The sequence below is a fragment of the Alteromonas sp. WD8-37 genome (genome assembly GCF_055326825.1).
Genome location: NZ_JBUZOV010000003.1, coordinates 122358 through 141725, shown reverse-complemented (window position 1 = coordinate 141725; position 19368 = coordinate 122358). Strand labels below are relative to the sequence as shown.

Annotated in this window: 23 protein-coding genes; 10 read left to right on the top strand and 13 right to left on the bottom strand. The window is 53.7% G+C overall.

Features of this window, described 5'->3' with window-relative positions; translation table 11 throughout:
- Positions 1-11: 11 nt before the first annotated feature.
- The 3 genes from ACTUJZ_RS09560 to yrfG form a co-directional block, all read right to left on the bottom strand.
- Positions 12-1388: an NAD-dependent succinate-semialdehyde dehydrogenase gene (locus tag ACTUJZ_RS09560; RefSeq protein WP_463636082.1), complete on the bottom strand. Its 1377-nt coding sequence runs from the start codon at positions 1386-1388 to the stop codon at positions 12-14.
- A 197-nt stretch (positions 1389-1585) separates the two neighbouring features.
- Entirely contained in the window at positions 1586-2131 is a 546-nt protein-coding gene (gene yjjX, locus ACTUJZ_RS09555) for an inosine/xanthosine triphosphatase (RefSeq protein ID WP_463636081.1), read from the bottom strand.
- A complete protein-coding gene (gene yrfG / locus ACTUJZ_RS09550) occupies positions 2128-2820 on the bottom strand; it encodes a GMP/IMP nucleotidase (RefSeq protein ID WP_463636080.1) in 693 nt (230 codons plus the stop codon). The genes yjjX and yrfG overlap by 4 nt, the downstream gene beginning before the upstream one ends.
- A 68-nt stretch (positions 2821-2888) precedes the next feature.
- Here yrfG and nudE point away from each other — a divergent pair, with 68 nt between their 5' ends.
- From nudE to ACTUJZ_RS09535, 3 genes are read left to right on the top strand one after another with little or no spacing between them, the layout of a single operon-like run.
- Positions 2889-3452: an ADP compounds hydrolase NudE gene (gene nudE, locus ACTUJZ_RS09545; RefSeq protein ID WP_463636079.1), complete on the top strand. Its 564-nt coding sequence runs from the start codon at positions 2889-2891 to the stop codon at positions 3450-3452.
- 3 nt (positions 3453-3455) lie between these two features.
- On the top strand, positions 3456-4274 hold the full coding sequence (cysQ, locus tag ACTUJZ_RS09540; protein WP_463636078.1) for a 3'(2'),5'-bisphosphate nucleotidase CysQ: 819 nt from the start codon (positions 3456-3458) through the stop codon (positions 4272-4274).
- Positions 4275-4324: 50 nt separating this feature from the next.
- On the top strand, positions 4325-4903 hold the full coding sequence (locus ACTUJZ_RS09535; protein ID WP_463636077.1) for a YceI family protein: 579 nt from the start codon (positions 4325-4327) through the stop codon (positions 4901-4903).
- Here ACTUJZ_RS09535 and mdoH read toward each other — a convergent pair.
- The gene (gene mdoH, locus ACTUJZ_RS09530) at positions 4900-6846 is read right to left on the bottom strand and encodes a glucans biosynthesis glucosyltransferase MdoH (protein ID WP_463636076.1); all 1947 of its coding nucleotides are present in this window, start codon (positions 6844-6846) and stop codon (positions 4900-4902) included. The genes ACTUJZ_RS09535 and mdoH overlap by 4 nt on opposite strands.
- Positions 6827-8434: an OpgD/OpgG family glucan biosynthesis protein gene (locus ACTUJZ_RS09525; protein WP_463636075.1), complete on the bottom strand. Its 1608-nt coding sequence runs from the start codon at positions 8432-8434 to the stop codon at positions 6827-6829. Before ACTUJZ_RS09525 ends, mdoH begins: the two co-directional genes overlap by 20 nt.
- 290 nt (positions 8435-8724) lie before the next feature.
- Here ACTUJZ_RS09525 and ACTUJZ_RS09520 point away from each other — a divergent pair, with 290 nt between their 5' ends.
- Both ACTUJZ_RS09520 and ACTUJZ_RS09515 read left to right on the top strand, forming a co-directional pair.
- Positions 8725-9258 (top strand): outer membrane beta-barrel protein, encoded by a 534-nt coding sequence (locus ACTUJZ_RS09520; RefSeq protein WP_463636074.1) that lies wholly within the window; start codon positions 8725-8727, stop codon positions 9256-9258.
- Positions 9248-9643 (top strand): septal ring lytic transglycosylase RlpA family protein, encoded by a 396-nt coding sequence (locus ACTUJZ_RS09515; protein WP_463636073.1) that lies wholly within the window; start codon positions 9248-9250, stop codon positions 9641-9643. Before ACTUJZ_RS09520 ends, ACTUJZ_RS09515 begins: the two co-directional genes overlap by 11 nt.
- Here the strand turns inward: ACTUJZ_RS09515 and ACTUJZ_RS09510 are convergent.
- From ACTUJZ_RS09510 to ACTUJZ_RS09495, 4 genes are read right to left on the bottom strand one after another with little or no spacing between them, the layout of a single operon-like run.
- A complete protein-coding gene (locus tag ACTUJZ_RS09510; protein WP_463636072.1) occupies positions 9640-9879 on the bottom strand; it encodes a YheU family protein in 240 nt (79 codons plus the stop codon). The genes ACTUJZ_RS09515 and ACTUJZ_RS09510 overlap by 4 nt on opposite strands.
- Positions 9879-10913, bottom strand: a complete 1035-nt coding sequence (locus ACTUJZ_RS09505; protein WP_463636071.1) for a hydrolase — start codon at positions 10911-10913, stop codon at positions 9879-9881. Before ACTUJZ_RS09505 ends, ACTUJZ_RS09510 begins: the two co-directional genes overlap by 1 nt.
- A gap of 7 nt (positions 10914-10920) precedes the next feature.
- Complete coding sequence (locus ACTUJZ_RS09500) at positions 10921-11421, bottom strand: TIGR02444 family protein (protein WP_463636070.1); 501 nt, start codon at positions 11419-11421, stop codon at positions 10921-10923.
- Positions 11405-13306 carry an ATP-binding cassette domain-containing protein gene (locus tag ACTUJZ_RS09495; protein ID WP_463636069.1) on the bottom strand — a complete coding sequence of 634 codons (1902 nt, stop codon included), beginning with the start codon at positions 13304-13306 and terminating at the stop codon, positions 11405-11407. The genes ACTUJZ_RS09500 and ACTUJZ_RS09495 overlap by 17 nt, the downstream gene beginning before the upstream one ends.
- Before the next feature lie 145 nt (positions 13307-13451).
- Between ACTUJZ_RS09495 and ACTUJZ_RS09490 the strand changes: the two genes are divergently transcribed.
- Positions 13452-13658: a YheV family putative zinc ribbon protein gene (locus tag ACTUJZ_RS09490; protein WP_463636068.1), complete on the top strand. Its 207-nt coding sequence runs from the start codon at positions 13452-13454 to the stop codon at positions 13656-13658.
- 190 nt (positions 13659-13848) lie between these two features.
- Positions 13849-14964, top strand: a complete 1116-nt coding sequence (locus ACTUJZ_RS09485; protein ID WP_463636067.1) for a DUF748 domain-containing protein — start codon at positions 13849-13851, stop codon at positions 14962-14964.
- On the opposite strand, the gene ACTUJZ_RS09480 is transcribed toward ACTUJZ_RS09485, so the two are convergent.
- Together ACTUJZ_RS09480 and ACTUJZ_RS09475 are read right to left on the bottom strand one after the other, a co-directional pair.
- The gene (locus tag ACTUJZ_RS09480; protein ID WP_463636066.1) at positions 14958-15197 is read right to left on the bottom strand and encodes a SlyX family protein; all 240 of its coding nucleotides are present in this window, start codon (positions 15195-15197) and stop codon (positions 14958-14960) included. The genes ACTUJZ_RS09485 and ACTUJZ_RS09480 overlap by 7 nt on opposite strands.
- The gene (locus tag ACTUJZ_RS09475) at positions 15190-16149 is read right to left on the bottom strand and encodes a WD40 repeat domain-containing protein (RefSeq protein WP_463636065.1); all 960 of its coding nucleotides are present in this window, start codon (positions 16147-16149) and stop codon (positions 15190-15192) included. The genes ACTUJZ_RS09480 and ACTUJZ_RS09475 overlap by 8 nt, the downstream gene beginning before the upstream one ends.
- A 206-nt stretch (positions 16150-16355) precedes the next feature.
- On the opposite strand from ACTUJZ_RS09475, the gene fkpA reads away from it, so the two are divergent.
- Complete coding sequence (gene fkpA, locus ACTUJZ_RS09470) at positions 16356-17144, top strand: FKBP-type peptidyl-prolyl cis-trans isomerase (protein WP_463636064.1); 789 nt, start codon at positions 16356-16358, stop codon at positions 17142-17144.
- 244 nt (positions 17145-17388) lie between these two features.
- On the opposite strand, the gene ACTUJZ_RS09465 is transcribed toward fkpA, so the two are convergent.
- On the bottom strand, positions 17389-17658 hold the full coding sequence (locus ACTUJZ_RS09465) for a hypothetical protein (RefSeq protein ID WP_463636063.1): 270 nt from the start codon (positions 17656-17658) through the stop codon (positions 17389-17391).
- Positions 17659-17836: 178 nt separating this feature from the next.
- On the opposite strand from ACTUJZ_RS09465, the gene greB reads away from it, so the two are divergent.
- Positions 17837-18322 (top strand): transcription elongation factor GreB, encoded by a 486-nt coding sequence (greB, locus tag ACTUJZ_RS09460; protein ID WP_463636062.1) that lies wholly within the window; start codon positions 17837-17839, stop codon positions 18320-18322.
- Here the strand turns inward: greB and arfB are convergent.
- Positions 18317-18730, bottom strand: a complete 414-nt coding sequence (arfB, locus tag ACTUJZ_RS09455; protein WP_463636061.1) for an alternative ribosome rescue aminoacyl-tRNA hydrolase ArfB — start codon at positions 18728-18730, stop codon at positions 18317-18319. The two genes, greB and arfB, sit on opposite strands and share 6 nt — an antisense overlap.
- Before the next feature lie 218 nt (positions 18731-18948).
- Between arfB and ACTUJZ_RS09450 the strand changes: the two genes are divergently transcribed.
- Complete coding sequence (locus ACTUJZ_RS09450; RefSeq protein WP_463636060.1) at positions 18949-19326, top strand: hypothetical protein; 378 nt, start codon at positions 18949-18951, stop codon at positions 19324-19326.
- The last annotated feature ends 42 nt before the right edge of the window (positions 19327-19368 follow it).

Below are 19368 nucleotides of genomic sequence, written 5' to 3'. Positions count from 1 at the left end.
CTCACACACCCTTATTCGGCGATGAAGATGGTTTTGACATTTACAAACTCTTTAATGCCAAAGCCGCCATGTTCGCGCCCATAGCCGCTGTCTTTCACCCCGCCAAATGGCAGGTTAGGCTGGGCCAGTGAATAGCCGTTGATATTTACCATACCGGTATCAAATTCACTGCGGGCGAGTTCGATAGCGCGTTCTTCGTCTTTGGAGAAGATACCGCCACCCAGGCCATAGCGTGAATCGTTGGCAATTCGCATGGCATCGGCATCATCTTTGGCACGAATAAACGAAGCCACCGGACCAAACAGTTCGTCGTCGTAGGCTGGCATGCCAGGCACCACGTCTTCTAAGATTGTCAGCGGGTAAAAATAGCCACTGCCGCTGGTGATATCCCCACCCATAGTGCAGGTTGCGCCATTTTCAATCGATTCTCTGACCTGATCGTGTAGCTTGTCGCGCAAGTCTTTACGTGCCATGGGCCCGACATCAGTGTTTTCGTCTCGTGGGTCGCCCACTTTCAGTTTTTCAAATTCAGCCACAAAAGCTTGTTTGAACTGGTCATAGACCTTGTCAGCAATGATAAAGCGCTTAGCTGAGACGCAAGTTTCACCATTGTTGATAACCCGGCCCTGCACACAAGCTTGTACCGCTACTTTTAAGTCGGCATCTTCAAGTACCACAAAGGCATCATTACTGCCCAGCTCCAGTACGGTCTTCTTCGACTGGCTACCGGCATTTTCAGCGACTTTTTTACCGACTTTGTCCGAACCGGTAAAGGTCACACCGCGCACATGTTCATGCTGAATCAGTTCACTGGCGGTTTCGCCACTGATGTGCAGCGACTGGTATACATTTTTGGGAAAGCCGGCTTGTTCGTACAGCTCCTGGATCATGGCAGCCATACCAAACACATTGTCGGCGTGTTTCAATACGGTAGTGTTGCCCGCCATTACGTTTGGCACACTGTAACGAATGACCTGATACAGTGGGAAGTTCCACGGCTGGATCCCCAGCACCACACCGATGGGCTGGTAGGTCACTATAGCATTACCACCATCATAGGAACGTTTTTCATCGGCCAACTGCTCTGGAGCATTATCAGCAGTATAACGGCAGATGGCTGCACACAATTCAACTTCCTGATAACCCTGGGCCTTAACCTTACCCATCTCATTAATCATCAGCTCAACAATCTCATCGGCCCGTTCATCAATTTTATCGGCCAGTGCATGCAGCAGTTTGCTTCGTTCTTCCAGCGCGGTTTTGCGCCAGCTGGTGTATGCCTGGTGCGCATTATCGACCGCCTGTTTGGCTTCGTCAGTGCTTAACAGAGTGTAAGACTTTAGCGTTTCTTCGGTTGCAGGATTGATAGTTTCAACCGTTTTTGACATGTGATGCCTCCTGGTTTGAACGAATGTTCTTACAGCAGGTGCAACATCGCTGCCAGCCCCTGAAATCTACATAAAACTCAAGAAAAATCAGAAAAATAAGCTTTTTGACTAGCACCGCTTTGGCGCGAGCTTCAGCCCCAAAGCGGTAAATTTGCAGGCGCAGACAGGAAAATTTTCATGCTGCCGAATGAATAAAATTACATGCCAGCATACATGTCTGAATGATTAAACTTTGCTAATGCTAAAATCAGCGCCAGTTCATACACACTTTGCCGGGTGGCCAGATGGTTGGTTAGCAGGCCGATGGCGCCGCCTTGCTGTTTGATATTGGTGGTGCCAAACACTCGGTCCATGACTGTCCCTAATTCTTCGCCCTGTTGCAGTGCGCTAAACACCGCCGGTGGTAGCGGCAGGTTGGCACTGCGCCCTATCGCCCATTGCTGGTGATGATAAATGGCTACATAGGCAAAGGTAGCCGGGCCATCGGTAAATGCCGCGGCACCGCCTTCAATGGCCACAAACCAGTCGTGTGCCCGAGCCTGAGGGCCGGCCGCTTCAAGGCAGTGTTGTACGCGATTAATGGCACCCTGGCGGGTATCAGCTTCACTGAGCGGCTGGTCGGGTACGCCGCTAGGTGCGGACCAAGAGGTCACTGTGACCGGCTGGCCAGTGTTAGCGCTAAGCGCCTGGCGAGTGGCATTGACTTTGACCGGGTTGGCTGAGCCCACATGACAGGTGATCATTGGCTGCCCCCATCCAAAGTACCGGCGTTAATGGCCGGTACCAGCTGGCGGAAGTCGGTGGTGGCGGCAAATTGCTCAATATGTACAGCCGGCAGCTGACTATCCGGGTTAGCCACCGCCAGCAGATGGGCAATGCCAAATTCCCGGGCGGCCTGCAAAATGGCCTGATTATCATCCACAAACAAGGTGCGCTGCGGGTCAAACGGATGCGCGGCCTGCAACTGTTGCCATAATGCCTGGGATTCTTTGGGCACACCAAACTCATGGGTCGAAATTAACGTATCAATGTGCACATCCAGCTGGGTGTGCTCAAGTTTGAGCGCTAAATTAGCAGGATGTGCGTTGGTGACGAGAATAAGTTGCTTGCCGGCTTGCTGCAAAGCAGATAAAAACGGCCCGGTGTCAGGACGCAGGCGGATAAGATGGGTCAGCTGCTGTTTCAGCGCCATGATATCCACCTGCAACTGGGTGGCCCAATAATCCAGGCAGTACCAATTAAGGGTGCCGGCTACCCGCTGATAATGCTGGCGAAGGCTGGCTTTGCAGTCCGTCAGGGATTGATTAGTTTGCGCGGCCACCGCAGCAGGCAGGTGGTGCAGCCAAAAGTGGCTGTCAAAATGCAAGTCCAGCAGAGTACCGTCCATATCCAGTAAGACAGTGTCGATCTGGTGCCAGGGCAGATTTGGCAAACGCGTTTCCTTCTCATACGTTAAGCTTTACACTAATCTTATCATAGCGAACAACAGTCACGATCAGTATGAATAAAAAAGAGCCCGCAAAAGCATTACCACACATTCATCATCGCGAAATTGTTGCCCAAAGCCGGTTATTTAAGGTGGAACGGCTGGATCTGGAGTTTTCCAACGGCGCCACCCGCCAGTTTGAACGCATGGCGGGTACCAGCCGGGGGGCCGTGATGATTGTGCCGATGCTGGATGACGATACCATGTTGCTGGTGCGTGAGTATGCCGCAGGTAACCATTCTTATCAGTTGGGGTTTCCCAAAGGTTTGATCGATCCGGGCGAAAATGCGGTGCAAGCCGCCAATCGCGAATTACAGGAAGAAGCCGGTTTTGGCGCGGATACGCTGCATGAGATCCACAAGGTCAATATGGCACCTAACTTTTTTAATTCCGAAATGCGGATCGTGGTGGCCCGGGATTTGTATCCTCAGCAATTAGAAGGTGATGAGCCCGAGCCGCTCGAAGTGGTTCGCTGGAAAATGAGCGATGCAGCCAGCCTGCTGGCGCGAAATGATTTTATTGAAGCACGTTGTATTGCGGCGCTGTTTTTAGCGCAGCAATGGCTGAAGGAGCAATAACCCATGGCACAGGATGATATACATACCCTATTAGCCCTGGCCAAAGAAGTGGCCATTGAAGCGGGCAAAGAGGTGTTGTCTATCTATGACACCGGCGATTTTGACGCCTACCATAAAGACGATGATTCGCCGGTGACCAGCGCGGATTACCGGGCCAATGATATCATTACCCAGCGGCTCAAAGCCGCCACCCCGCACATCCCGATCTTGTCAGAAGAAAACAAACATGCCAGCTTAGAAGAGCGCAAGTCCTGGCCGCGCTACTGGCTGATTGATCCCATTGATGGCACCCAGGAATTTATCGCCCGCAGCGGCGACTTTGCCATCAATATTGCGCTGATTGAAAACAATGAGCCCATCATCGGGGTGATTTTCTGGCCACCCGGGCAGTCTCTTTATTATGCCAGTAAAGGCCAGGGCGCCTTTAAAGAATGCCCGGATGAACACAAGCGCATTCATGTACGCAAATTGGCTGACCCACATAATTCGGTGGTGATGATTGCCATCAGCCGGCGCCAGTCGCGTGAAAAAATCATGTCGCGCATGACTGCCAAACGTATCTACCAAACCCTGCCGCTGGGCAGCTGCTCGCTCAAATCCTGTTTTATTGCCGAAGGTAAAGCCGATGTGTTTATGCGTATTGGCATCACCGGCGAATGGGATACCGGGGCCTCCCAATGCATTGTGGAAGAAGCCGGCGGAAAAATTCTGGCCACCACCTTTGAGCCGCTGACTTACAATCAGCGCCGCACACTGGAAAACCCGGATTTTGTGGTGATGGGCGACCAGCGGGTGCCCTGGCAGGACATTGTTCAACCTTAATCTTCGGCGCTACTAGGCCGCTATGCCGGTGCGCCACAGCAAGGATATCTATGAAATTATTTGCAGGAACACTGCTGGCCGGTGCGCTGGCCTTCCCCGCCGCTGCCACTTGGACACTGGATAACAGTGATTCACAGCTGTACTTTTTAACCACCAAAAACGCCCAGATCACCGAACTGCATCAGTTTGAAGAGCTTCAAGGCACCCTGGAAGACAATGGGCAGCTGAGCGTGACTGTGCCGCTGGCATCAGTAAATACCAATATCGAAATCCGCGATACCCGCATGCAGGAAAAACTGTTTATGGTGGACCAGTTTCCTCATGCCACCTTCACCGCGCAATTGCCGCCTGAAGTGATGCAAATGCCCTCGGGTACCGCTACCACCCGGGTGATTGAAGGGGCCATTGATCTGCATGACAAGAATGTGGCCACCACCTTCAATGTGGCCATCACCCGCCTGGACGATACCACGTTTCAGGTCACCACGGTGGCGCCCACGCTTTTAAGTGCCGGCGACTTTGGCCTGGCCGAAGGGGTTGAACTGCTGCAAGGCATTGCCGGACTCAACAGTATTACCCTGACCGTACCGGTGACCTTTTCAGTGCAATTTGACCAACAGGCTGACTAAGGCCGTGGCGAGGCAGTGAGGCCACTGCGCATGGGCAGCGGCTTACTGTACAGATCCTGTTCCGGCATGGTTTGCCAGTGCTCGGCCGGTAGCGCCGGCGGGCCGGCCTGATGCTCACCAATGGCAAAATCGGGCAGCGCCTGGCGCACCCGCTGTAAGCTACTGTCTTCGTTGCACTCTTCAGGGATGACAAAAATACCCACCTTACGGCACCACACCCCGGCCCGCTCGCTGCTGCTGTAGCGAATGATGGCAGCGCCAAACACCATGCCGGTGAGCACCGGTAACAGCCAGGCAAACAGCACCGGGGTAAAATACGCGGTCAGGCCACTCCAGATGAGCGCCAGCGCGGTCATCCAGCGGGTGTAGACCAGTGCATCACGCCACGGCACCATCCGCCCTTCCCGTTCTTGCGCATCCCAGCGTACCTGGTGGCCAATCAGCACGCTTAACACAAAATAGCTGTGGTAAAACAGCATGATGGGAGCTATTAGCACTGCCATCATTAACTCCAGGGTAGCGCCTTTAAGTAAGGTAAACACGCCACCGAAGGCGCGGCGCCGCTGAATCAGCGCCAGCACCACGCCCAGTACTTTGGGCAAAAATAACAGGGCGATGGTGCCCCATAGCGTCCATAGCATCATTTCGGCTTTGGCAATGGGCCAGTCTGGAAACAGCTGATACCGGGCCATGAAAAAATCCGGTACTGTGGTGGCGCGCACGATGGCATCGGCGGTGCCCAGCCCCAGCACGGCCAGTAAAATGATCGACGAAATATAGGCAAAGGCGCCAAAGATAAAGTGCAGGCGGTTGGCGGTTTTAAGCTGGGTTACCCCCAGTAAGCCTAAGTGCTGAATATTACCCTGCACCCAGCGCCGGTCACGGATGGCATAGTCAATCATGTTGGCCGGCACTTCTTCATAGCTGCCATCGGTATCGGTGAGCAGATAACATTGCCAGCCAGCCCGGCGCAGCAGCGCCGCCTCGACAAAATCATGGCTTAATATCTCACCGCCAAACGGCGCTGGCCCCGGTAAGCGCGGCAACCCACAATGCGCCATAAACGGCTCAATGCGAATAATTGCATTATGCCCCCAGTAGTTGGCGCTGTCGGTTTGCCAAAACGATAAGCCGGTGGCCAGCATGGGGCTGTAAAGATGCGCGGCAAACTGCACAAAGCGGCCAAAAAACGAGCGCTGGCGCACCGGCATCGGAATGGTCTGGATCAGCGCCACATCAGGATTTTGCTCTAGCCGGGCTGCCAAATCCACCATGCGGGTGGCGGACATCACGCTGTCAGCATCCAGTACTATCATGCCTTCGTAAGCAGCGCCCCAGCGCTGGCAAAAATCGCTGACATTGCCTACCTTGCGGCCGATATTTTTGTCACGCCGGCGGTAATGACAGCGGCTGGCCAAGCCGTCTTGTCCACGCAGGCGTGCCTGCAAATCCTGCCACGCGTCCAGCTCAGCCTGGGCCTTAAACGCATCGCGGGTGTCACTGAGCATAAAAAAATCAAACTGCCGACCTTGCGGATGTTCCAGCAACTCACGCACACAGGCTTCAAACCCCACCATGATACGATGGGTATCTTCATTGTAGACCGGCATGATCACTGCGTGGCGCCGGGTAAGCTGTGGCGAGTCCGGGCTGGGCAGCGCTCGGCGTAAACTCAAGGGGTCGATGTGCAGCAATTTTAAGACAAAGCCAATAATGGCTGTCCAAAACGCCATGGTCAGCCATACAAATAGACTTACCGCAAACATCAACTGGCCGGCTTCCAGCGCGGTCAGCTGATTGGGTCGAAAAATTTCAAACAGGCTGTAACTGGCCAGTGCCGCCGATGGCAATACCAGCAGCGCCATGATCAACAGGCGCCAGCGGCGCGCCCGAGTGACCAGCTGGCCGGGTTGACGGCCAGCCCTACTGGGGCTGGTAGACATAATTCCAGACTTCGCTGATTTGCTTGTCCTGGTGGGCTAAAAACAAGCGCATATCCACCGGCTTGTCGTTTTTCGGCAGCAGTAAAAAGGTGGCACGCATCTCGGCATTGCCATTGACCTTAAATAGCTTGGCTTGTTTAACCGTCCCTCGGTTTGCCTCCAATACCAGATCCAGCTTATCGGCATCCAGGCTAAACCCGCTGGGCAGGGTAAAATCGACTACAAACCGGCGAACCGACTGTGCTTCGGATGATTCAAAACCTGGCAGATGGCTGGCGCCCTGGCGCGTTCGCGCCACCACTGCTTTATCATAATGTTTGGGCTCCTGGGCCACAGTGCGCACGCGATAAGAAAAATAGCGGCTCTGGCCTTTTTTAAGCGGGGTGTCTGGAACCCAATAGGCCACGATATTGTCATGGATTTCGGCATCGGTAGGAATTTCCACGATCTCCAGCTTACCCTTATCAAAGCCGGCTTTGGGGGTAACCCACAAGCCCGGGCGCTGATGATAATTGGCTTCAGCATCCAGATAACTGTTAAAGTTGCCGTCGCGCTGCAGCATTCCGAATGCCTGTGGTGCGCTGTCGCTAAGCGAGGTGATCTGCAGCCGTGAAGGGTTGGTCAATGGCCGCCAGATTTGTTCCCCTGTGTGGGTAAGCAGCAGCACGCCGTCACTGTCATGCACTTCCGGGCGATAATCATCATGGCGGGTTTCAGTATTCTCACCATACAAAAACATACTGGTAAAGGGCGCCAGGCCCAGTTTGTTCACATCACTGCGGGCAAACAGCCAGGCCTGCACATCGGCTTTGGTGTTTTTTCCCGGATGCAGGGTAAAAGCAAACGCGCCCGCCACCGAGGGGCTTTCCAGCCGGGCGTACACACTGATGCGGTCTTCATGGCTGGGTCGGATCAGCCAAAATTTGGTGAAACGAGGAAATTCCTCGCCCTCGGGCAACGCGGTATCCAGGGCCAGGCCGCGGGCCGAAATGCCATACACCTGGTTTTTGCCCACCAGGCGAAAATATGAGGCCCCCTGGAATACCGCAAATTCGTCTTTGTAATCTTGTGAATTCAGCGGATAGTGCAGGCGGAAACCGGCAAAGCCGCTGTTGGCATCGGTCAGGCCCTGCAGCCCCTTCGCCGGTTTGCCATAGATAAACATGCTACTGTCAAAGGCCAGCTCACGGGTGCTGTTGTCGTAGTCCACTTCAATCATGGTCACTGGCTCATCGTATAAAAACCCCGGGTGAAAAAACTGCACTTCATAAGGGCTTTTTCCTTTCCATAGCGCTTTTTCTGCATCAAAGCGAATGGCCCGGTAGGCCTGATAATCCATGTCTTTGAGTTGCTGGTCGAGGCCGTGATCATCGGGCGCATAGTCGTTGCCGGCAGATTGGCGGGCATCATCAATCACCGCCTTTAAGATGGTGCGATCAGGAATATTGTCCTCGCTGACTTCTATCACCTGAGCCTGGGCCAGGGCGCTGCACATCCAGGCCACCAGCAGGGCCGCCAGGGCGCCGGGCCGGAGGCGATAGCAATAGCGCTGGGCAACCGGAACAGAGCTCAGGAAGCGTTGAAACATAATACAATCTCCGAAATTATCAACCAGGCGGGTCGCCCTGCCAGCGGCCAGGCATATCAACACTAATATGAAAAATCTTTCATCCCAGATCAGTTAGTTGGAGCACTGACCTGCAGGAAAGCAGTGTCGCCGGTTACCGACAGCAGTATGCTACACGGCACTGTTTAAGAAAGTGTGCATAAGCACATTAAGCCTGACAAACCACGCTGATCAACGCAATAGTTGGAAGCTGGCAAACAATTTGCTTCATTGCCTGCAAAAAAATGCCTAACGACTACAAGGACACACTCATGAAACATGCACTTTTACTGGCTTCGTTAAGCGCACTAACCGCGATGCCTGCAGCAGCCGCCCTACCCTGGACCTATGTCGAAGGCGGCTACAGTGAGCTGGACACCGGTGGCTTCGAGCCAGACGGCCTGGCGCTGGAAGGGCGTTACCAGCTGGACCCACGGTTATATCTGGTGGGCGATGTGAAGCACTATGATGAAGACAATGTGGATATCGACATGCTGAGTTTAGGTGGCGGTTACCGCTTTGCCCTGACCGGCCAGACCGATGGCTATGTGGGCGCTAACTTTGAACGTATCGATACCCGCTTTGGTGATGACAGCGGTTACAGCCTGAATGCCGGTGTACGGTCGATGGTAGTACCCAATTTAGAGCTTAACGGTGAAATTGGTTATTACGATGTGGATGATGGCGATGTGACGCTGAAAATTGCGGCCAATTATTATTTTGCCCCACGCTGGGCATTAGGCGTCAGCCACGAAGATCTGGACAATGCTGACGTTACCCAGGTGACCGTCCGGTATGCGTTTTAAGCTAACCTGCCCGTCGCATGCTGGTTGGCTGTGGCTGGCCAGCCTGTGGATGCTGGTCGCTGGCTGTGCGCATCAGCCTGGCTTGCAGTCCAGCCAAAGCGGCCAGGCCAGTTATTATGCAGCGCATTATCAGGGCAAGCAGACCGCTGGCGGTCAGCGCTTTGACCACCGCGAACTGACCGCGGCGCACCGTTCGCTGCCCTTTGGGACCCGCCTGAAAGTCACTCATCAACATGCTTCACACAGTGTGATAGTCACGGTGACCGACCGTGGTCCCTATGTGCCAGGCCGGGTGGTGGATCTTACCCGCACCGCCTTTAGAATGCTGGCGCCGCTTGATCAGGGACTGGTGCCGGTCACCATTGAAGTGGTGGAGCCGGACTAGCCGGCGTTGTCGTCGGCCTCACCCGTGACCGCGTCACGGGGTTTGATATCCACGGTTTCATGCAACTCAGAATATACCATCACCGCTTCACCGCTGTTGAGGCGGGCAATCACCTCATTCACTTTATCAGCAAAACTGGCTTCCACTGCGCCATAATCGGTGCCCTCACGCAGCACAAACGCCTCGGCAATGGCGCGCACGGTATCCGGCGCTAACTGGTCTAACGGTATGATCATTAGGACTCCCTGGAAGTTGGCTCGGCGGCCGGTAAAAATTGCGCCACAAACTGATTAACCCGGCGTTGCAGCCACACCTGTGGACGCCACATGCTGCCCTGCATAAAGCCCACATGGCCACCGCGATTACTCAGCTCCACGGTCACCGCCTTAGCCAGTTCTTCTTGTTGCGGTACAATCAGGTGGTTCATAAAAGGGTCATCCACACTGTGCAGCACCAGCGTGGGGCAGTGGATGGCACTTAAATAATGAAATGCACTGCACTGTTCATAATAGTCTTCGGCATCGGCAAAATCGTGTAGCGGAGCGGTGACCTTGTCATCAAACGCGCGAAAGCTGTCAATTTTGTCCACCGCCGCCGGGGTCAGCTGAATCAACTTGCGATAATCAATAAACGCCATCTTTTTTTTCAGCGTGTTTTTCATGCTGGCCAGCAGGTATTTTTGATACACCCGGGAAAAGCCACTGTTGATGCTGCGAGCACACTCGCCCAGCTTAAGCGGCGCCGAAATCGCCACCGCCGCATCCAGCCATTTTTGCGCCGGCTGTTCGCCTAACAGTTTAAGCAGCATGTTGGCGCCCAGCGAAAAGCCGATGGCCACTTTGGGCAGATGCGGAAAGCGTTGTTGCAGCATCTCTAAAAAATACGAAGGATCCTCGGTTTCACCGGAATGATACGCCCGGGCCAGCCGGTTGGGCTCGCCGGAACACGAGCGAAAATGCATCATTACGACCTGCCAGCCACTGTGACTCAAGGCCGCCATCATGTCGTGGGCATAATGCGAACGGATACTACCCTCCAATCCGTGAAACATGGCCACAATGCCGGTGGGTTTGGCCGGCTTAGGGCCCCATGCCAGGTCAATAAAATCACTGTCGGGCAGCGTTAGCCGCTCCCAGCTATACGATAGCGGCAGGCGCTTTTGAATAAAGCGAGGCCAGATGGTTTGCAGGTGGCGGTTCTTGGCCCACCAGGGAGCGCGAAAATCACTGTCTACAATGCGTCCGTGCAGCAGGTTTTTGTGATGCGTCATGAGGGTACTACACTACGTCCTTTATCAGTTGTCGAAGATCGGTCATCGCCGCGGCATTCTCGCGCAGGCTATAGGCATGAATAAATGCCACCACGCTGGCATTGATACCGGCAATGTCGGCACTGTCGATGCGCATATTATTAAACGCCGTCACCAGCTCTGCCTGCTGCTCGGCTTCCAGTGCCAATTCCTGTTGTTTGAGCTCAGCATAAGCGGTGTGTGTCTGGCTTGCAGCGTCCTGCTGCGGCTTAGCGGCGCGGCGCTGCTGGCGATGACGCTGTAACTGCTGCTCAGAGTGGGCAATGGCGGCTTTTAAAGTCAGCCATTGTTTTAAGGTAAGCAAACGGCCGTGGGTCAGGCACCAGCACAACAGCAGCAGCATGTTCACATTGACCCCGGCGCTATCCTGCAATTGCAAACACCGCGCAGCCACCACCGGGTCGGCGTAGACCCCGGTACTGTATTGCCAAAAGGCTGCTGTGGTCAGCTCGCTAGTGGGTGTGCTCATAATCCTGTCTCATCTGTTCGATGGCATCCTGAGCATCCAGCCAGGCCATCTCGGTTTCTTCGAGCTGGTCGGTCAGCTGTTTTTGCTGCGCCAGCAATTCCATCAAACGCGCTTTGTGCGCATCTTCGTATAATTGAGTATCAGACAGGCGGCTTTCCAGTTCAGAAAGCTGAGCAGAAAGTTTTTCCATGCGCTGTTCATGGCGCTGCAACGCCTTGGTGTGCGGGGCCACTGCCTGGCGAAATTCTGCTTCACGGCGTTTTTGCGCTTTACGATCCACCGCCGGCTTTTCAGTTTTGTCGGCTTTTGGCGTAGCTTGCTGGGTCAGGATCCAGTTGCGGTAATCATCCAGGTCGCCATCAAATGGCGCTACCTGGCCGCGGTCCACCAGATAAAAATCCTCACACACGGCGCCCAGTAAAAAGCGATCGTGCGATACCAGCACCATGGCGCCTTCAAAACTTTGCAGCGCCAGATTCAGTGCATGGCGCATCTCCAGGTCGAGGTGGTTAGTAGGCTCATCCAACAGCAGCAGATTAGGTTTTTGATAGACCAGCAGGGCCAGTACCAGGCGGGCTTTTTCACCGCCAGACATGGGCGCCACCGGTCCTAATGCCGCATCGCCGTGAAAGCCAAAACCGCCTAAAAAGTCGCGCAGCTGCTGTTCGGTAGCGCGGCTGTCCAGACGCTGCAGGTGCAACAGCGCCGAAGCCTCGGCATCCAGGTATTCCAGCTGATGCTGGGCAAAGTAGCCCACATTGAGACCCTGGGCTTTGGTGAAGTCACCCCGCATGGGGGCCAGGGTGCCGGCCAGCAATTTGATCAAGGTCGATTTACCCTGGCCATTGCGGCCCAGCAGGCCAATCCGGCTGCCCGGCACCAGGTTGAGCCGGACCTGGTCTAAAATCATGGTATCACCATAGCCTAATTGTACTTTATCCATCCGAATCAACGGGTTGGGTAAGTCTGCCGGACGGCTGAAGGCAAAACTAAACTGGCTGGCGGCATGCGCCGGCAGCAGGGTTTCCATGCGCTCAAGTTGCTTAATCCGGCTTTGAGCCTGTTTGGCTTTACTGGCCTTGGCCTTAAATCGGGTGATAAAGGATTCTAAATGGGCAATTTTGTCCTGCTGTTTGGCATACTCAATATTTTGCAGGCGCAGACGTTCGGCGCGCTGGGTTTCATAGGCAGAATAGTTACCGGTATACGTGATCAGCTGTTGTTGCTCGACACTGATGATGTGTTCAGCGGTGGCATCAATAAAGGCTTTGTCGTGGGATATAAGCAGCAAGGTGCCACTGTAACGCTGCAGCCATTTTTCCAGCCAGATCACCGCATCCAAATCCAGGTGGTTGGTGGGCTCATCCAGCAACAGCAAGTCAGAAGGACACAACAGTGCCTGCGCCAGGTTCAAACGCATACGCCAGCCACCGGAAAAATCGGTGACCGGTGCGCTAAGCTGGGTGTTAGAAAAGCCCAATCCGGCCAGGATCGTGGCCGCTCGCGCCTGCACATCATACGCCCCTGCTTGTTCCAGCTCGGCATGCAACCGGGCAATGGCCTGGCCGTCACTGCGGCTTTCAGCCTCGGCCAGCTGGCTCTGTAGATGGCGCAGATGCTGATCGCCGTCTATCACATAATCAATGGCTGCCCGCGCCACAGCCGGCGTTTCCTGGGCCACACTGACGATGCGCCAGTGGGCTGGCACACTGCATTCGCCCGCATCCAGGCTTAGCTCGTGGCGCAACAAAGCAAACAGGCTGGATTTTCCGCAGCCATTACTGCCAATCAGGGCCACTTTATGGCCCGGAAAGATTTGTGCTGAGGCAGCATCCAGCAGCACTTTGCTGCCGCGCATAAGGGTCACCTGGGAAAGCTTGATCATAATCGACTTGCATGAAAAATATTACGGCGCGCTATAGTAGCAAATTTGTTCGCTATACGCTTGTCTTACACGGGTTTAACCTCACCTTGTCCCACAGTCATAGCAAATGCGGTATACTTATCCAAACTGATGTTATCGAGGCCTTATGAGTAATCATCAACGCCGCCGTTTTATTGCCGGCGCAATCTGCCCAAAATGTAAAGCCATGGACACCATCATGTTGTACTTTGAGCACAATGTGGAAAAGCTGACCTGTGTGGAATGTGACTATACCGAAGCACAAACCGACCAGGCAGTCTCCAGCCAGAGCAAAGGTGCCGACAATGTGATTGGGTTGTTCAAGCCTGAGTAAATTTTTCCACTGAGCCGGTGCCGACTGGCAGAATTTCCCTGCCATGATACCCATAGCCTTTCAGCCCAAGCTGATAGGCTGTCACAACTCATTGATTCGTATTTTAAAACGCGCTGTATAGACCCCGTGCAGAAGCTGGCATAGATCTTCCTTCATTGTATGATCCCCCAACTTTCTCAGGACGATGACCATGGCCACCAAAAAATCGATGTGTCTCAGTGTCTTGGTGGGCCTGGTGTTACTGTTAGTGGGGCTGCGCATTTATCTGCCCTATGGCGTGCAGTGGTACATTAACCGTACCTTAAGCCAACCCGGGGGCTATTACGGCCAGGTCGGCGATGTGGATATTATGCTGTGGCGCGGGGCCTACAGCCTGGAAAATGTCATCATTATTCCCGACGGCGGCGACCCGCAACGGCCACTGTTTGAAGCGGCCCATGTCGACTTCAGTTTACTGTGGTCGGCCCTGTTTGACGGCGCCCTGGTGGGCGATATTATTCTTACCGATCCTTCCATTAACTTTATTGATGCGGCTGGCGAAAGCCGCGATCAGACCGGCGAATCAGAAAACTGGCTGTATCTGGCCGAGCAGTTATTTCCTTTAAAAATTGACCGCTTAATTATCCACAACGGGGCCATCCGTTTTTACAACCCGGATGTTTCCCCGCCCATTGATATAGCCTTACATGACATTGAAGCCACTGCCACCAACCTGGTCAACAGCCGGGATTTGTCACGCGATTTGGTGGCCAACTTCAATGCCAAAGGCGAGACCGCGGAACAGGGTACCTTAACGGTCAATGCCACGCTGGACCCTTCCACCCAAAAACCCACCTTTGATCTTGATGTGCAGGCCAGCGAGGTAGCACTGGTCAATTTTAAAACCTTGCTGGACACCTATGCACCGTTTGATTTAGAAGCCGGCACACTGGAGTTGGCCATGGAACTGGCCAGTGATGACGGCTATGTGCAAGGCTACGTAAAACCTATCTTAAAACAGGTGGAAATCTTTTCCTGGAAAGAAGATGTGACCGGTGAACATGGCGGCTTGTTCGAGGGCCTGGTGGAAGCCGGCTCGGCCTTTGTCTCAGAGCTTGTAGAAAATCAGTCAGAAGATCAGATTGCCACGCGGATCCCTATAGAGGGCGAGTTGAGCGACCCGCAGATGCCGGTGCTACCCACCATTGGCGGTATTTTGGAAAACGCTTTTATCCAAGCCATGCGGGGCGATGTGGAAAAAAGTATCACCCTGGAGGATGCCAGCGCGCAAAAAGCGGAGCAGCAACAGGACGATGCCAATCAATAATGCGGCGGTGGCGTTTCTTCGCTCATTTTGGCAATGCTGGACGGCTCCATGGCTTTGACCTTGTCTAGCACATGGCGCAGCTGTACCTGCACCTTTTCCAGCTGATGCTGTTGGCTGGTCAATGCTTCGTTAAGCTCATCAATGGTGTGTTCCTGAAAAGCCAGCTTAGTTTGCAGGTCTTCGATGGCTTGCAAGGCATCGGTAAGGGACGCGGGATCTTGATTGTCATTCATTGGGCAGTCTCCATAATTCGGCCAGGCCGCTGCTGCTTTCTGAGATCACCTGACCGTCGCCGGTAAAACCTACGGCATACACCACCGCGCTGGGCGGGGACACGCCGGCTTTGGGCGCCACACTCCACTGGGCGCGGGGCTCACCACTTTGTACATCCCACAAATCGAGGCTGCGTGTGGGCGAGCCAGTCAGTAAATACTTACCATCGTCAGAAAAAACAGCATCGGTAAAAATTTTCTGGCGGGCAATATACTGCAAGTCGGCAACCGGTGCACCTGTTTGTGCATTCCAGATCCGCGACTGCTGCTGGCTGTCAGCCGTAAATATATAACGCCCGGCATCATCCAGCGCCACCAGGGTCACCCGGCTGGGATGGGTAAAGGTATGAATAATCTGGCCGCTGTCGGTGCTCCACAGATATGCCACATAATCATTGGAGCCAGTTAGCGCATACTTGCCATTCGGCGAGATATCCACACTGTTGATTTTTTCCTGATGGCCAAAAAATTCCAGCCGCCGGCCGCTACCCGGTTCAAAGTACATCACCTGGCCATTGGCCCGTCCCACCAGAATGCCCTGACCATCGTTGGCCACCGCTATGGCCCGAATACTGGACTCATCAATGCGCCAGAAGCCTTGCGGCTCGCCGTTGGCCAGGTCCCACAAGGCGAAAGCTTCGCGATCTGAGGTGACCACCGCTTGCTTGTCAGCCGAGATGTGCACCGCATTGACCAAGTTGACGCCCTCGCCCTGATGCGACCAGTGATACAAGGGCACCGGCTCGCGGCCACGCCACACATTGATGCCATTGCCGGCGGCCGACACCACGGCCAGTTGCCCGTCCGGCGAAATGTCTGCGGCAAATGCGCCGTCTTTAGCATGCTGCCATTGATTGGCGGGCAACTCGGCCGGCCCTGAACAGGCCACCAACAGGCTAGAAACAACAAGCATCCAGGCTTTGCCGGGGAACATTTTTACCTCACCTCTGTCGTACATACTTTGCGAAAAACCGCCTCACCATAGCATGAAGCCAAGTTAATCGCGTAAAACTCTTGTAATCGGCGCCCGGCGCCTACACAGTATACATAGTTTATAAGCCTGAGCGGCGGCCAACAGGCCCACGCAGGCTTCTGAATTTACCAACAAGGAGAATAATTATGCGTAAGTCACTGGTCGCATTGTCGACAGTTGCCGCGTTTGGGCTTTTTGCCTGTCAGCCGGATACAACGGAAGAAACCAATAACAACACACAGACAGCCACCAGCATGTCCAAAGAAGACATGACCGATGCGCAAAAGCATGCTTACGCAATGGGTGCCAGCATGGGGCTGTTTGTCAGCAATCGTGCCGAGCAGCAAGAACAGCTGGGCCTGAGCATGGATCAACAGGCGCTGAAAAAAGGCTTCGAAGATGGCTTAAATGATTCACTGTTGTTCAGCCAGGAAGAAATCCAGCAGCTGGCACAACAAGGCGAGCAAAAACTGCGTGAAAAACAGCAGGCTGCCGCCGCTGAGCAAGCTGAAGAAAACATTGAAAAAGGCCAGCAGTACATGGCTGACAATGCCGACAAGGATGGTGTAAAAACCACCGAGTCTGGGATCCAATACCGTGTGCTGGAAGAAGGCGACGGTGCCAGCCCGGCTGCCGAAGACACGGTAAAAGTGCATTACAAAGGCACCCTGATCGACGGCACCGAGTTTGACTCGTCGTACAAGCGCGGCGAACCCGCCACCTTTCCGCTTAACCGCGTGATCCCAGGCTGGACCGAAGGCGTGCAGCTGATGCAGGAAGGCGCCAAATATGAATTTGTGATCCCGCCTGAACTGGCCTATGGCGAACGCGCCACCGGTGCTATCACGCCAAACTCTACCCTGATCTTCGAAGTAGAACTGCTGGAAGTGATGGAAGACGATAGCGAAGCAGGCGAAGAAGAAGCCGCGCAGTAATTTAAACTGCAAACCGCTAAAAAAAAGCCGACGCACCTTGTGCCTCGGCTTTTTTTCATTTTATGGCATATCCGTGCCAACCTTGTCCCTACGTGTATAAACGTGAACCAGGTTTATCCGCGTGTCCACATAGTAATGTGGGCGTTTTCGTGGGTCGTTAATCGAATTAACATACTAAGTATAGCGGGCTTTAAGGCCAGCACCATAACCTGCTACAATTTTTTTGGAACAAAAAGACAACAGGTTATAGCAGTAAATGATTACGCCGCTCGCGCTTTACCCGCAAGGTGGCGCAATGTTTCAAAATACTGTGGCCGGCTTTAAACAAGACCAGGCCACCCAGCAAAAACAGTCCGGTTTGATATTCATCAATATGCTTAAGAACTTCGATGGTACCCAGGGTCACCAGCACTGCGCCGGTTAAAAACAGCAGAAATCCCATGATTGTCAGGCCATTTTTGCGCGATACCGAGGGTTTATGATTATGGCCCACATTCACTTTTTCACTGACCATAGGTTACTCTCTTTAGATCGTGTCCATTGACAAGGATAATAATCAGACACCAGAATCCCCCGGTGGTTCATTATTGTCCACGCGCAACTCTCCCTGATAAATATGGTCTATCGATGCTTTTTATCATGCTGGGCTTGTATAATATTTAGTGCATAAATTAAATTTTGGCAAGAAAACTGTGAAAACACCGCTAATTACTCGCAAGGGTTACCTTAAATTAAAACAAGAACGGGATTATCTGTGGCGCGAAGAGCGCCCGGAAGTGACCCGCAAAGTCACCTGGGCAGCCAGCCTGGGCGATCGCAGTGAGAACGCCGACTATCAATACAATAAAAAACGGCTGCGCGAAATAGACCGCCGAGTCCGCTATTTGGGCAAATGCTTAGAACGGCTCAAGGTTGTGGACTACGCCCCCGAGCAGGAAGGCAGGGTGTTTTTTGGCGCTTGGGTGGAAATTGAAAATGACGCTGGCAAAGTGCTGACCTTGAGGATTGTGGGCTACGACGAGATCTTTGGCCGCCAGGATTATATCTCGGTGGATGCGCCCATGGCCCGCGCTCTGATAGGCAAGGCCGTGGATGATGATGTGCTGGTACGTACCGAGGCAGGCGAATTTGAATGGTGGATCAACCGCATCTGGTACGACACCGGCGATAAGCTATAGGGGTATTTTTTTGCGCATCTGCTTACGCTCACCCTGTTGTTTTTTCGCCTGAATGCGGCGCTCTTTGGCGCCTTTACTGGCCCGGGTTGGCTTACGCTTTTTGGGCACCTTCACCGCCTGGGCAATCCACTCCACTAACCGTGCCTGGGCATCCTCGCGGTTTTGTTCCTGGGTGCGAAAACTTTGTGCTTTTAACACAAACACCCCGTCACTGTTGACCCGGCTGTCGGGCTGTTTTAGCAGTCGCGCCTTGGTTTCTTCCGGCAATGACGAGGCGGCGATGTCAAAGCGCAGGTGGATTGCGCTGTTAACCTTGTTCACATTCTGGCCACCGGCCCCCTGGGCCCGAATGGCGCTCATCTCAATATCGCTGTCTTCCAGGCGCAGATTGGCATTTATTTCTATCATGGATCATCCTGTGGTTGCGGGAAACGCAAAGTGGCGAAAAAAACGTCAATAACGCTGTACATGTATTTTTTCTTATGTTCTAGTAACTTATCAATTTTTGTTCAAAAGGTGCTGTTTTTTCATGCACACCGGCCGATCACTTTGTATACTTTTTACTAAGTTGCTGCCATTCCCGATTACTGAAGGCAGCCTTACCCATAACTGATATTGTATATTTCATGGCTGAAAACCGAAACGCTCAGGATTGCGAATTGTACCGCCGCCTCGGGGGGGATAACCAGCTGATGGAAAAGGTGGTAGGGCGGTTTTGTGCCAACCTGCCGATTTTACTCAGCCGGCTTAACATGGCGTTAAAAAGCCAGGACGGGCTGCGCGCCGCTACCCAAATCACCACTCTTAATGAAGTAGCCAAGGTGCTGGATGCCACCAGTATTGTATTGAGCCTGGCCCGCTTACAAGATGCGCTGCACGCCACGCCGCCCGAACAGTGGGCGGAACTGGTATATCAGGTAGAGCTGGCCGGCAGCCAGTTCAGCGACCTGCTTAAACAGCGCTTCGGGCATACTGTACAACCGCTGGGCAAGCCCTACCCCTGATGCCACGAAGCCCCTGCACGGGGTAATTTTCGGTGCTATACT